We start from the raw sequence: 13,895 nt of genomic DNA on the forward strand, positions 1-13,895 counted from the left end.
ACCGAACATGAAGGACAGCTTGTGACGACCGACGCTTCCGCTGCGGCCCGCCGACCCGGTGAGCAGGCGCTCGCCGCCCTCGGCCTGGGCGCGCCCGCCCTCGACCCCGCCGACGCCTCCGCCCACAGCTTCCCGGGCGGCGGCACGTGGCGCACCGAGATCCCCTCCTGCGAGGGTCCCGAGGCGCTTGCCGTCGTACTCAAGGAGTCCTCGCGCCTGGACGTGCCGATCCACCGGATCAGCCAGGGCAGCGGCGTGTGGATGCTCACCGACGCCGAGATCACCGAGATGGTCGAGGCGACCGGCGAACGGGACATCGAGCTGTGCCTGTTCACCGGGCCGCGCGGCACCTGGGACATCGGCGGCTCGGTGCGCTCCGACTCGCGGGGCGCCGGACTGCGCGCCCGCGGCCACGACGCCGTCGCCGGCTGCGTGGAGGACGCGGTCCGGGCGACGGAACTCGGCGTCAAGTGCCTGCTCGTCGCCGACGAGGGCGTGCTGTGGACGCTGCACCGGGCGCGCGAGGCCGGGATCATCCCGGCGGACACCACGCTGAAGGTGTCCGCGCTGATCGGTCCGGTCAACCCGGCGTCGTACTCCGTCTTCGAGCACCTCGGTGCCGACTCGATCAACGTGCCGAGCGACCTGACGCTCGATCACCTCACCGAGATCCGGCGGGTGTCCGGCGCTCCCCTGGACATGTACATCGAGGCCCCGGACGACCTCGGTGGCTACGTCCGGATGTACGAGGTCGCCGAGCTGATCCGGCGCGGCGCGCCGGTGTACCTGAAGTTCGGCCTGTCCAAGGCCCCCGGGATCTACCCGTGGGGCACCCACCTGCGGGACGTGACCCTCAGCACCGCCAAGGAGCGGGTGCGGCGGGGGCGGCTCGCGCTGGACCTGCTCGCGCGGCACGGGGCGGACGGGGGGATGGCTCCGCTGGGGTCGCGGCTGCCCGGGGTTCTGCGCCGGTTCCCCGTCGAGGGTTCCGCCTGACGAAACGTTGGGGACTGCGGGTCCGTTGTGGCTGGTCGCGCAGTTCCCCGCGCCCCTTCGGGGCGCTTCAACCTCTCAACGACGAGAAGAACAGGGACGATCATCATGCGCACTCGTAGAAGCGCCCTCACCCTCATAGCCGGGGCCGCCTCGCTCGCCCTGACCCTGACCGCCTGCGGCCAGAGCAGCGAGGGCGGCAGCAAGGAGAACGGCGGCAGCGCCAAGGGCGGCACGATCGGCATCGCGATGCCGACCAAGTCGTCGGAGCGCTGGATCAACGACGGCAACAACCTCGTCAAGGACATCAAGGCCAAGGGCTACAAGACCAAGCTGGTCTTCGGCGAGGACAACCCGGACACCCAGGTCTCGCAGATCGAGAACCTGATCACGCAGGGCGTCAAGGGCCTGGTCATCGCGGCCATCGACAACAAGTCCCTGAACAACGTGCTCCAGGAGGCCGCGGACGCCCACATCCCGGTCATCGCCTACGACCGGCTGATCCTCGGCACCAAGAACGTCGACTACTACGCGTCCTTCGACAACGAGAAGGTCGGTGTCGAGCAGGGCACGTACATCGTGCACAAGCTCGGCCTGGACAGCGGCAAGAAGGGCCCGTTCAACATCGAGCTGTTCGCCGGCTCGAACGACGACAACAACACCAAGTACTTCTTCAACGGCGCGATGAGCGTGCTCCAGCCGTACATCGACAAGAAGCAGCTGGTGGTCAGGTCCGGCCAGACCGCGCTGAACAAGGTGACCACGCTGCGCTGGGACGGCGCGACCGCGCAGTCCCGCATGGAGGACATCCTCACCTCCTCCTACAAGTCCGCCAAGGTCGACGCGGTGCTCTCGCCCTACGACGGCATCTCGATCGGCATCATCGCCGCGCTGAAGTCGGACGGCTACGGCTCCGGCAGCCAGCCGCTGCCCGTCATCACGGGCCAGGACGCCGAGCTGGCCTCGGTGAAGTCGATCATCGCGGGTCAGCAGACGCAGACCGTCTACAAGGACCTCCGCAAGCTCGCCGAGGTCGCCGCGACCATGGTCGACGACGCGCTGAACAAGAAGACCCCGCAGGTCAACGACACCAAGACGTACGACAACGGCACGAAGGTCGTCCCCGCCTACCTGCTGCAGCCGGTGAGCGTCGACAAGTCCAACTACGAGGAAGTCCTCGTCAAGGGCGGTTACTACACCGACGCCCAGCTCAAGTAAGCCCGCCAAGCCCTGACCGACAAGCACTGATTGGAAGGCAGACCATGGCGGGACCCGTCCTGGAAATGCGCTCGATCGTCAAGACCTTTCCCGGCGTCAAGGCGTTGTCGGACGTCACCCTGACCGTCCGCCAGGGCGAGGTCCACGCCATCTGCGGGGAGAACGGCGCCGGCAAGTCGACCCTGATGAAGGTCCTCTCCGGCGTTCACCCGCACGGCAGTTACGAGGGCGAGATCCTCTTCGAGGGTGAGCCCTGCGCGTTCGGTGACATCCGGGCGAGCGAGCAGCGCGGCATCGTGATCATCCACCAGGAGCTGGCGCTGTCGCCGTACCTCTCCCTGGCGGAGAACATCTTCCTCGGCAACGAACACGCCAAGGGCGGGTTCATCGACTGGCGGGAGACCCTGCGGCACGCCACCGAGCTGCTGCGCCGGGTGGGTCTGGACGACCACCCGGAGACCCGCGTCGCCGACATCGGCGTGGGCAAGCAGCAGCTGGTGGAGATCGCGAAGGCGCTGTCGAAGAAGGTGAAGCTGCTCATCCTCGACGAGCCGACCGCGGCCCTGAACGACGAGGACAGCGGCAAGCTCCTCGATCTCATCCTGGAGTTGAAGAACCAGGGCATCACCTCGATCATCATCTCGCACAAGCTCAACGAGATCCGCCGGGTCGCCGACTCGGTGACGATCATCCGGGACGGCCACTCCATCGAGACCCTCGACGTGAAGTCGGAGGAGACCACCGAGGAGCGGATCATCTCGGGCATGGTGGGCCGCGACCTGGACCACCGCTTCCCGGAGCGCACCGCGTACGAGGGCGAGGAGGACGCGGCGCCGGCCCTGGAGATCCGCAACTGGACCGTGCGGCACCCGATCGACCACGAGCGCAAGGTCGTCGACGACGTGTCGATCCACGTCCGGCGCGGCGAGATCGTCGGCATCGCGGGCCTGATGGGCGCGGGCCGCACGGAACTCGCGATGAACGTCTTCGGGCGGACGTACGGCCGTTACGACGGCGGCACGGTCCTCAAGGACGGCACGGAGATCCGTACCAAGTCCGTCGCCGAGGCGGTCGGGCACGGCATCGCGTACGTCACCGAGGACCGCAAGCACTACGGTCTCAACCTCATCGACACCATCAACCGCAACATCTCGCTGACCGCCCTGAAGAAGGTGGCCAGACGCGGGATCGTGGACGAGCACGAGGAGCGGCAGGTCTCCGAGGGCTACCGCACGTCCATGAACATCAAGGCGCCGACGGTGTTCGAGCCGGTGGGCAAGCTGTCGGGCGGCAACCAGCAGAAGGTCGTCCTCAGCAAGTGGATCTTCGCGGGTCCCGACGTGCTGATCCTGGACGAGCCGACCCGCGGCATCGACGTGGGCGCCAAGTACGAGATCTACACGGTCATCGACCAGCTCGCCGCCCAGGGCAAGGCAGTCGTCTTCATCTCCTCCGAACTGCCCGAACTGCTCGGCATGTGCGACCGCATCTACACCATGGCCGCGGGCCGTCTGACCGGTGAGGTGCCCAGGGCCGAGGCCACGCAGGAAGTGCTGATGCGCCATATGACGAAGGACAAAGAGGTAACGCGATGAGCACGGATGTCACCGCCAAGAGCCCGGCGCCCGCGCCGCCGGGCAAGAGCGGATCGGCCGCCGAGGGGAACCTGCTCCAGCTGGTCCTCGACGGGCTGCGCCGCAACATGCGCCAGTACGGGATGCTGATCGCCCTCGGTCTGATCGTCGCCCTGTTCGCGGTGTGGACCAACGGCGACCTGCTGCTGCCGCGCAACGTCTCCAACCTGGTGCTGCAGAACAGCTACATCCTGATCCTCGCCATCGGCATGATGATGGTGATCATCGCCGGGCACATCGACCTGTCGGTCGGCTCGCTGACGGCGTTCGTCGGCGCGTTCGCGGCCGTGCTGACGGTCAACCACGGAATGGCCTGGCCGCTGGCGCTGGTCCTGTGCCTGGTGATGGGTGCCTTCGCGGGCGCCGCCCAGGGCCTGTTGATCGCCTACTTCGGCATACCGTCGTTCATCGTCACCCTCGCCGGGATGCTGCTCTTCCGCGGTCTCACCGAGATCCTGCTCCAGGGGCAGACCATCGGCCCGTTCCCGAACGGCCTGCAGAACCTGGGCAACGGCTTCCTGCCCGAGGTCGGCCCGAACACCAACTACCACAACATCACGCTGCTGCTGGGCCTGGTGCTGATCGCCGCCGTGGTCTGGCAGGAGTTCCGGGACCGGCGCCGCCAGCAGGAGTTCGCGCTGGAGGTGCCGCCCACCCGGCTGTTCCTGCTGAAGCTGACCGCGCTGGTCGCCGCCATCCTCATCATGACGATGCTGCTGGCCAGCTACAAGGGCGCGCCGATCGTCCTGATCGTGCTGGGCGTGCTGGTCGTCGGCTACGGCTACGTGATGCGCAACGCGGTCTTCGGCCGGCACATCTACGCGATCGGCGGCAACCTGCCGGCGGCCAAGCTGTCCGGCGTCAAGGACAAGAAGGTCACCTTCTACGTCTTCCTCAACATGGGCGTGCTCGCGGCCCTGGCCGGGCTGGTGGTCGCCGCCCGGCTGAACGCGGCCTCGCCGAAGGCGGGCGACGGCTTCGAACTGGAGGCGATCGCCTCCTCGTTCATCGGCGGCGCCTCCATGAGCGGCGGTGTGGGCACCATCCTCGGTGCCATCATCGGCGGTCTCGTCCTCGGCGTGCTGAACAACGGCATGAACCTCCTCAGCGTCGGCACCGACTGGCAGCAGGTCATCAAGGGCCTCGCCCTCCTCGCGGCGGTCGGCTTCGACGTGTGGAACAAGCGCAAGTCCGGTTCGTAGTCAGCGCGGGCCCCGCCGAGAGGCGGGGCCCCTCCTTTGTCCAGGAGCCGCACATGGAACTGAACAGACGCACGGTCATCGCAGGAGCCGCGGCGGCGGGTATCGCCGCCACCACCCTCGGCAGCGGGGTCGCCGAGGCCGCCTCGGGAGGCAGGAAGCCGGTGAAGGAGTCCTTCGGGAAGCTCGCCGACGGTACGAAGATCTACCGCTGGTCGCTGGAGAACGGCGGGACCCGGCTGAAGGTCCTCAACTGGGGCGGTGTCGTCCAGACCCTGGAACTGCCGGACCGCCGGGGCCACTACGCCAACGTGGTCAACGGCTTCGACACCATCGACGACTACGTGGCGAAGTCCCCGTACTTCGGCGCCCTCATCGGCCGCTACGGCAACCGCATCGGCAAGGGGCAGTTCACCCTCGACGGCAAGCACTACCAGCTGTCCGTCAACGACGGCGCGAACAGCCTGCACGGCGGCGCCCAGGGCTTCGACAAGCACGTCTGGGACGTCGAGCCGTTCGTGAAGGGCTCGGACGTCGGCCTCGTCCTGCACTACACCAGCGTCGACGGCGAGATGGGCTACCCGGGCACGCTCAGGACGAAGGTGACGTACACCCTCACCCGGCGCGGCGAGTGGATCATCGACTACGAGGCCACCACCGACAAGGCCACGGTCGTCAACCTGACCAGCCACGTCTACTGGAACCTCGCGGGCGAGGGCAGCGGCTCCATCGAGGACCACGAGCTGACGATCGCCGCGGGCCGCTACACGCCGACCGACTCGGGGCTGATCCCCACGGGCGAGCTGGCCACCGTGCGCGGCACGCCGTTCGACTTCCGGGAGACCAAGACGATCGGCCGGGACATCCGCGCCGGGCACGTCCAGCAGGTGCAGGCCAAGGGCTTCGACCACAACTGGGTGCTGGACAAGGGCGTCACCGCGAAGCCGGAGCACGTCGCGACGCTGCGGGACCCGCGGTCGGGCCGGACGCTGAAGATCGCGACCGACCAGCCGGGGCTGCAGTTCTACTCCGGGAACTTCCTGGACGGGACGCTGACGGGGACGGGTGGGCGCACCTACCGGCAGGGGGACGCGCTCTGCCTGGAGACGCAGCACTTCCCCGACTCGCCGAACCACGCGAACTTCCCGTCGACCGTGTTGCGGCCGGGGCACGTGTACAGGACGCGGACGGTGCATTCGTTCGGCGCCTGAGGTTGTGGGGGACTGCGCGGCCGGTAAGGGGCCGGCCGCGCAGTTCCCCGCGCCCCTGTCACGGGAGCTGACACCTTTTTTCACACCGGTTGAACAGGGACTCAACCGCCCCCGTATTCAGGGGTGGCCCGTGCTCCCCCGCGCGGGCCGCCCAAGACGACGGGCCCGGACGTCCCCATCGGGCCCGCCTCATACGGAGGTTCCATGGCCGGCAACGTCACCTCGTTGTTCCGCAGCGGTGCTCACAGCCCGTCGATGGCGGCGCTGGCGCGCGAGGGGGGCGACGGGACCGGCCCGGTCGACTTCTGCGTCCCCTGCAACCCCTACTTCCCCACCCCGGCCATGATGGAAACCATGGCCGCGCGGCTCAAGGACATCATCACCTTCTACCCGAGCAGCGCCGACACCATCACCGCCGAGCTGTGCAACCTCCTCCAGCTCCCGCCGCAGGCCGTGGCCATGGGCAACGGCTCCACCGAGCTGATCACCTGGATCGACCACCTGCTGGTCCGCGAGTCCCTCGCCGTCCCCGTCCCCACGTTCGGCCGCTGGACCGACCAGCCCATGGAGACCGGCAAGCGGGTCGACATGTTCCCGCTGCAGGAGTCCAACGGCTTCGCCCTCGACCTCGCGCAGTACGCCGACTTCATCCGCACCCGGGGGACCAGGGTCGCGGTCGTCTGCAATCCGAACAACCCCGACGGCGGGTACGTCCCCAAGCGCGCGCTCGTCCAGTTCATGGACGCCATGGCCGACCTGGACCTGATCGTCGTCGACGAGTCGTTCCTGGAGTTCGCCGACGCGGAGCAGGAGCCGAGCGTCGTGCAGGAGGCGATGATGCGGCCGAACGTCATCGTGCTGCGCAGCCTCGGCAAGAACTTCGGCCTGCACGGCATCCGCTTCGGCTACATGGTCGCCAACCCCTCGCTGGCCGGCAAGGTCCGCGCCATGCTGCCGAAGTGGAACCTGAACGCGTTCGCCGAGTACGTCGTCTTCATGCTCAAGGAGCACGGTGCCGAGTACGCGCAGAGCCTGCTCCAGGTCCGCAAGGACCGCCTGGAGATGGCGAGCCAGCTCTCCGCGCTGCCCGGCCTGACCGTCTACCCCTCCCAGGGCAACTTCCTCTTCGTGCGCCTTCCCGTCGGCGCCGAGGGCACCGTGGTCCGGGACCGGATGCTCACCGAGCACCGGATCCTGGTCCGCGAGTGCGGCAACAAGATCGGTTCTTCCAGCCGCTTCCTGCGTCTCGTGGTGCGCCCCGAGGTGGACGTGCGTCGCCTGGTGTCCGCCATGGAACAGGTGCTGTACGGGACCAGGAGGGGAGCCGCCGTACCCGAACTGGGCACCGGGACCAGCTACAGCTCGGGTACGGCGGCCGTCGACCGGCTGGTGAGTGAGACGAACGGGGCGGGGATCCCGTTGGCGCAGGCGGTGGGGGCCGGGCCGGTCCCGAGCCTCACGCCGGCTCCCGGGCCGGTGCTCGCCACGGCGCCCGCGGCCGGGCTCGGCATGCCGATGGCCGGGCAGTCCGGCGGGGCGGGGACGCCGCAGCCGATGATGGCACCGGTGCCGGCCGCTGCCGCTGCCGCTCCTCCTGCTCAGGTGCAGATGCCCATGCAGGCGCCGATGGCGCCGATGGCACCGCAGCCGATGATGACGCCCGTCCCCGCGCCCGCGCCCGCCCCGCCGATGCAGATGCCGCAGATGCCGCAGATGCCTGCCCCGGCGCCCGTCCCCGCGCCTGCGCCCGCTCCCGCGCCCATGCCTACGGGGCCCACGCCCCCCGGGGTGCCGGCCCGTGGCGGGCTGACCGCGGCGCAGGTGCGGGGGGCGACCGCGCCGCCGCCCGCGCCCGGGTTGTCGCCGGCGCCGGCGACGGGGTGGCCGAACGCGCAGAGCTGGCCGAACGCGGCGGGGATGGGACAGGCGGGCTGATCGACGGGGGCGTTCTGTGCGCGGCCGGGTGCGGGTGGTTCGTGGCTGGTCGCGCAGTTCCCCGCGCCCCTAAAGGGGCGTGTCCAGCCGTACGGCGTGGATCAGTGCGGCTCCCAGGGGCAGGGCGTGACATGCCGTCTGTCGGAAGCCTGCCTCCTCCAACAGGCGACGGTAATGGGACTCGTCCCGTTCCCGGCCCCCGACGTTGCACAGCATGTGGACGTCCCAGGCCGCCGCTGTGCTGCTGGGCAGCAGGCGTTCCACGACGAGGAGTTCGGCGCCGGGCCGCATCGCCCGGGCGCAGCTGCGCAGGATGGTCAGGCAGTGGTCGTCGTCCCAGTCGTGCAGGACGCGCGACAGGAGGTAGACGTCACCGTCCGGCGGGACGGAGTCGGTGAAGTCGCCCTCGGCGAAGGCGCAGCGGTCTTCGAGATCCGCCAGCTCCGGGCGCGCCGCCGCCAGCGCCTCCGGGCGTTCCAGCAGGACCCCCTCCAGGTGGCCGTGGGCGCGCAGGATCCGGCCGAGCAGCGCGCCGTTCCCGCCGCCCACGTCGATCACCCGCCGGGCGGCGGAGAAGTCGGCCAGCCGCGGTACCGGGGCGAACATCTCCGCGCTCGCGGCCATTCCCCGGTGGAAGAGGTCGGCGAGTTCGGGGTGTGCGGCGAAGTGGCGGAAGTGGTGCCGGCCGTGGCGGTGGGCGAAAGCTTCCTTCCCGGTGCTGACGGCGTAGGGCAGCCCGGCGAAGGAGTCGTAGAAGGGGCCGCCGTAGAGCAGCGCGAGCGGGTGCATGGAGAACTCGGTGCCGGTGCGCAGGGGTTCACCGAGGGCGGTGAGGCGGTAGGTGGCGTCGGCCGCGGTGAGCAGGCCGAGGCCGGCCAGGTAGCGCAGCAGGCGGCGCAGGGCGTCCGGGTCGGTGCCGGTCAGGTCCGCGAGGGCGGCGGCGTCGAGGCCGGGGCGGGCGGCCAGGTGGTCGGCGATGCCGAGTTCGGCCATGGTGCGGACGGCCTGGGTGGCCCAGGCGCCGGTCATGACGTCGAGGAGGGCGAGGGAGGGGTCGGGGAGGGGTTCCTGGCGGCCGGGGAGGCGCAGTTCGAAGCGGCGGTGGCCGGCGGTGCGGAAGTAGAGGACGGTGACGTTCTCGTGGTCGTTGTAGCCGCCGCCGTCCGGGACGGCGCCGCCGCGTTCGGTCAGCAGGGTGCGCAGTCCGGCGGGGATCACCGGGCCCGGCGCGGTCACGGCGAAGGCGTGGTGGGACTCGTGGCCTGCGGTGCGTTCGTCGGCGGCGACCGCCTCCAGCGGGGAGCCGGACGGCACGGCCAGCGCGAAGATCTCCACGGTCCGCCCGGCCACCGGCGCGTGCACGATCCCGACCGGGCTGTCGCCGAGGACGGCGCCGTAGCGGCGGGCCAGCCGTCCGCGCACCACCACGCTCGGGACGACGGGGCCCGGGTCCAGGCCGGCGTCGCGCAGTTCGTCGCGCAGCCCGTCGAGGGAGGCGGGGAAGACCAGTACGGCGGTGTGGTCGTACCCGAGGTGGCGGGCGACGTCGGCCCGCTCGTCGGCCGTCAGGCCAGGCAGCAGGTCGGCCAGGACCTGGTCCGTGTCGTGGTCGCGGACGTGGTCGGCGGCGCGCCGGATCCGGTCCAGGTCGGTTTCCGTCAGACATGCCTGTACGACGGAGAGGTTCATGAAGAATTCCCGGTGATCGTGGGGCAGGGAGAACCGGGGCCGAGACGCCCCGGGGGTCAGATGCCGGTGTAGTTCTCGGCGAAGAAGTCCTGGTGGGCGCGGGAGGTGCGCAGGCTCTCCAGGCGGGCGTACTGCAACTGGCGTCCGTAGCGGGCCTCGTCGCCGTCGCCGTCCGCACCGACGGGGCCGTGCAGCAGGCCGCTCATCCAGTGCGAGAACTCATGGGCGCGCCAGACCCGGGGCAGGCAGTCGGCGGCGTACCGGGCGAGGCCGCTGCCGTCGCCGCGCAGCAGCGCGGCCTCGAAGGCACGGGCCAGCAACTCGGCCTGGAGGACCGCCAGGTTGGCGCCCTTGGCCGCCGACGGGCTGATGAGTCCGGCCGCGTCCCCGGCCAGCCACAGCGGCCCGGCGCCCGGCGCCTCCAGCACGTCCGAGCGCAGGTCGACGACCGCCTGCTCCAGGACGGCTCCCGTGCGCAGCGGCCCGAACTCGGCCGTGCGCATCCGGGTGGCCAGCTCGGTCCAGATCCGGTCCTCGCTCCAGTTGGCGGGGTCGGTGCCGCGCGGACACTGGAGGTAGTACCGGGTGACGGACGCGGTGCGCGCCATGTGACCGGCGAAGCCGCGCGGGTGCAGGGCGTATCCGGTGGCCGGCATGCTGGGCGGGGCCGCGGCCAGCACGGCGAGCCAGGAGACGCCGTGGTCCCAGCGGGCGGTGCGGGTGCCGTGCGCGGTCAGGGTGGCGCGGCCGATCCCCCGGTGCCCGTCGCAGCCCGCGACGTACCGGCCGGTGACCTCCGTGCCGTCGCGCAGCCGGACCCGGCCCCCGGTGACGTGCGTCGCCTCGACGCCGAACCGGAGGTCGCCGCCGCGCCGCAGGTACTCGGCGACCAGGTCGCGCACCAGCTCCTGCTGGGGGTAGACGGTGTGCACCTCGCCGCGGCCCAACGTGGCGTAGTCGAGGGTGAATTCACCTCGGTCGCCGCGGAACTGGCAGGTGGTGTGGGTCCTGCCGCGGGTGAGCAGTCCTGCCGCCAGGCCGTTCTCCGTGAGGACGCGCACGGAGCGGGCCGCGAGGAACCCGGCGCGGGCCCGGCCGTCCACGGCGGCACGGTCGCGCCGCTCCAGGAGCACGCAGTCGATGCCCCGGTCCAGCAGCAGGTTCCCCAGGACGAGTCCGGCCGGGCCGGCGCCGACGATCACTACCCCGGCCTGTGCTGTTGCCATTCCCCGCCCGCCCCTGGAGTTCCCTTGTACAGACGGTTTCTTATCAGCCCAATCACCCGCACAAGCGGAGCAAGCGGACTAATTACCTCTAAAGGGTTGCGGGGGCGGGAGAAGCCGCCGACGGCCCGGGAAACAGCGCGGTGCCCGTCCGCCGGGAAGGCGAACGGGCACCGGATGGAGCGCCGGGCAGGCCTTGCACCTGCATTTCCCCGCAGGAAGCGGGGCGTCTTTCCTTGGACCACCAACGCAGCACCAGCCACCGCGAGTTGCGGCGACCAGCTCTGAAACGATCATACCGCGGTTTTCGGGGCCGCGACCCCGCGCCGCCGAAACCGCCAGTACCACTCGTTCTGCCTGGCCGTGGAGAACCCGATCGCCGCGGAGAGCAAGGCCTGGCAGGCGGCCGGCACGGCGGAGATCTGCCACCAGAAGGTGGGGGTCCCGGGCCGGGGACCCCGCCGCACCGGGAACTTGCCCTCCGGGTCGACGGTCACGGTGAGCCGGTCGCCCACGGCGAGGTGCGCGGCGCCCACCGTGCCGGGCAGCCGGTGACCCGAGAGATCGGCCAGCCGGGCCACCTGCCCCCCGTCGCTCAGGCCTCCCGCGCCGTCGGCGTGGAACACGGACGTCACGACCGCCCGCTCGACCCGCCCCCGGTCGTGCAGCGCCTGCTGCTCCAGCGCGTAGACGAACGCGGCCGTCGTCAGCGCGACGCACACCGCGGCCACCACATCCAGCTTCCCGAACTCCCGGTACCTGTCGAGGAGGAGGAAGACCAGACCGATCAGACAGCCGACCGCGAGGACGGCACCGACGAAGACGAGCTGCGACGCCCACCAGCCGGGCGCACGGGCCACTCCGTACGCGATGCCGAAGGAGCCGGCGGTCACCAGGGCGCTCGCGGGCACCGCCAGTACGGTCCACAGCGCCCGCACGGTCCACGTCCGCAAGCGGGTCGTCTCCTCGGCCTCTTTCATGACACGGTCTTGCCCAGAGCGTCACCGGATGAAGCCGGCCGGCGGCGTCGCAGGGGCAGGTCGACCTCGGCCCGTACGGTCTTGCCGGGCGCGTCGGCGCGGTCGCGGTCCAGCACCTCCCAACGGTCGGCCAGCGCGTCCACCAGCAGGAGCCCGCGCCCGCCGTCGTCCAGCGGCCCAGGCGGCGGTACGGCCCCGGGCGCGGGCGGTCGTTCAGCTCGCGTGTCGGTCACCTCGACGCGCACGCTCCCGGTCACCAACGTGACCCGCAACTCGAAGTCCCGGCCGGGCACGCGGCCGTGCGTCACGGCGTTCGCCGCCAGCTCCGCGACGATCACCGACACCTTGTCGACGACCTCAGCCGACGCGAACACCCCTCCCCACGCGTGCAGTTGGGCGACGGCGAGATGACGGGCCAGGCGGGCGCCACGCGGGGTGGCACTGAGCCGCTGGGAGAAAGTTCGACTCACGGTGACCGTGGTGGGAGGAGCTTCCATGCACCCAATCTGCCGCCTGTGACGGGCGGTTCTCCAGGTGACGGCCGCGTACGCCGGGCGGGCGTACGCGGTGACCGACTGGACCGTACTGGTCACTAACTGTGACCATGACGCTCGGGAGGTGGCCTGCATGGGCGAGGGAGTGGAGCCGGAGTCTTCCGACAGTCTGCGGACTTTCGGGGCGGTGGTCCAGGCGTTGCGGGAGCACGCCGGGCTGAGCAGGGAGGAGTTCGGCGAGCGGGTGCGGTTCTCGAAACACACGGTCGCGTCGGTGGAGTTGGGCCGCCGCATGCCGGACGAGTCGTTCGTGGAGGCGGCGGAGGGGGCCCTGGGCAACACGGGGGCGCTACGCCGGGCGGCGGGACACGTGGCCCGGCAACCGGGGTTGGCGGCCTGGTTTCGCCAGTGGGCGCGGATGGAGGCGTCGGCGATCACGCTGTACACGTACGAATGCCGGGTCGTGCCAGGCCTGTTGCAAACAGAGGCCTACACGCGGGCGGTCTTCCTGAGCGTGCCGCCGATCCCCAACGACCAGGAACTGGACGATCGGGTGTTCGCGCGCGTGGCCCGACAGGATCTGCTGTCCACCCGGCGGGAGCGGCCGTGTGCGTTCAGTTTCATCATCGAGCAGGCCCTACTGGAGCGACGAACGGGCGGCGACGAAGTGACGCGAGAGCTGCTCGACCACCTGCTGGAGGCGATCGACCACCACCGGAACGTGGAGATCCAGGTCATGCCGCTGCGGCAGCCCACGCACGCCGGCCTGGATGGCCCGTTGCAGCTGCTTGAGACCCCCGAGAATCAATGGTTCGCTTATTCGGAAGGGCAAAAGAACGGCCGCCTCATCGCCGATCCGAAGGAGATCAGCGTCCTCCACCAGCGATATGGAAAACTGCGCGCGCAGGCCCTCAACCTCCGGGACTCCAGGGCCCTGTTGGAGCAGATGCGAGGAGCGCTATGAGCACGTCCGTACCGACCTGGTTCAAGAGCAGCTACAGCAGCGGCAGCGAGGGCGACTGCGTAGAAGTCGCCGTCAGTCCCCCCACCGTCCACATCCGCGACTCCAAGAACCGCCAGGGCCCCCAGCTCGCCCTCTCCCCCGCCGCCTGGGCCAACTTCCTCACGTTCGCCGGAAAGTGACCGGGGGCCGCCCGCTTCTCTTGCATGGTCGTGCCTCCGCGACCCGCGTAAAGGGCGCTGCGCGTCGCCTTCGGCGATGGGCCTGCGGCCCACCCTTGACACGGCTCGCTCCATCACGAGGGAGAAGCGAGCGGGCAGCCCGGGAAAGTGGCCGGCTCAGGCAGACAGGTCCCACG

General features: G+C 70.4%; 12 protein-coding genes. 8 read left to right on the forward strand and 4 right to left on the reverse strand.

Annotation, left to right across the window (positions count from 1 at the left end):
- Positions 1-21: 21 nt before the first annotated feature.
- From AB0G52_RS18150 to AB0G52_RS18175, 6 genes are all read left to right on the forward strand, one after another.
- Positions 22-996, forward strand: a complete 975-nt coding sequence (locus tag AB0G52_RS18150; RefSeq protein WP_132886598.1) for a hypothetical protein — start codon at positions 22-24, stop codon at positions 994-996.
- Between the two features lie 105 nt (positions 997-1,101).
- Positions 1,102-2,211 carry a multiple monosaccharide ABC transporter substrate-binding protein gene (chvE, locus tag AB0G52_RS18155; protein ID WP_132886599.1) on the forward strand — a complete coding sequence of 370 codons (1,110 nt, stop codon included), beginning with the start codon at positions 1,102-1,104 and terminating at the stop codon, positions 2,209-2,211.
- Positions 2,212-2,255: 44 nt separating this feature from the next.
- Positions 2,256-3,806, forward strand: coding sequence for a multiple monosaccharide ABC transporter ATP-binding protein (mmsA, locus tag AB0G52_RS18160; protein ID WP_132886600.1), 1,551 nt, complete (start codon positions 2,256-2,258; stop codon positions 3,804-3,806).
- Positions 3,803-5,047, forward strand: coding sequence for a multiple monosaccharide ABC transporter permease (gene mmsB, locus AB0G52_RS18165; protein ID WP_132886601.1), 1,245 nt, complete (start codon positions 3,803-3,805; stop codon positions 5,045-5,047). Before mmsA ends, mmsB begins: the two co-directional genes overlap by 4 nt.
- Before the next feature lie 53 nt (positions 5,048-5,100).
- On the forward strand, positions 5,101-6,255 hold the full coding sequence (locus tag AB0G52_RS18170) for an aldose epimerase family protein (RefSeq protein ID WP_361337234.1): 1,155 nt from the start codon (positions 5,101-5,103) through the stop codon (positions 6,253-6,255).
- 204 nt (positions 6,256-6,459) lie between these two features.
- Positions 6,460-8,190, forward strand: coding sequence for a histidinol-phosphate transaminase (locus AB0G52_RS18175; RefSeq protein ID WP_361337235.1), 1,731 nt, complete (start codon positions 6,460-6,462; stop codon positions 8,188-8,190).
- Positions 8,191-8,259: 69 nt separating this feature from the next.
- On the opposite strand, the gene AB0G52_RS18180 is transcribed toward AB0G52_RS18175, so the two are convergent.
- From AB0G52_RS18180 to AB0G52_RS18195, 4 genes are all read right to left on the reverse strand, one after another.
- Entirely contained in the window at positions 8,260-9,879 is a 1,620-nt protein-coding gene (locus tag AB0G52_RS18180; protein ID WP_361337236.1) for a methyltransferase, read from the reverse strand.
- A gap of 56 nt (positions 9,880-9,935) precedes the next feature.
- Entirely contained in the window at positions 9,936-11,105 is a 1,170-nt protein-coding gene (locus tag AB0G52_RS18185) for a 4-hydroxybenzoate 3-monooxygenase (RefSeq protein ID WP_361337237.1), read from the reverse strand.
- A 290-nt stretch (positions 11,106-11,395) separates the two neighbouring features.
- Positions 11,396-12,055, reverse strand: coding sequence for a hypothetical protein (locus AB0G52_RS18190; RefSeq protein ID WP_361337238.1), 660 nt, complete (start codon positions 12,053-12,055; stop codon positions 11,396-11,398).
- A gap of 23 nt (positions 12,056-12,078) precedes the next feature.
- A complete protein-coding gene (locus AB0G52_RS18195; protein ID WP_361337239.1) occupies positions 12,079-12,579 on the reverse strand; it encodes an ATP-binding protein in 501 nt (166 codons plus the stop codon).
- A 130-nt stretch (positions 12,580-12,709) separates the two neighbouring features.
- Between AB0G52_RS18195 and AB0G52_RS18200 the strand changes: the two genes are divergently transcribed.
- Positions 12,710-13,540: a helix-turn-helix transcriptional regulator gene (locus AB0G52_RS18200; protein WP_361337274.1), complete on the forward strand. Its 831-nt coding sequence runs from the start codon at positions 12,710-12,712 to the stop codon at positions 13,538-13,540.
- A complete protein-coding gene (locus AB0G52_RS18205) occupies positions 13,537-13,719 on the forward strand; it encodes a DUF397 domain-containing protein (RefSeq protein WP_361337240.1) in 183 nt (60 codons plus the stop codon). Before AB0G52_RS18200 ends, AB0G52_RS18205 begins: the two co-directional genes overlap by 4 nt.
- The last annotated feature ends 176 nt before the right edge of the window (positions 13,720-13,895 follow it).

This window comes from Streptomyces sp. NPDC021562 (assembly GCF_040640875.1).
GTDB lineage: Bacteria > Actinomycetota > Actinomycetes > Streptomycetales > Streptomycetaceae > Streptomyces.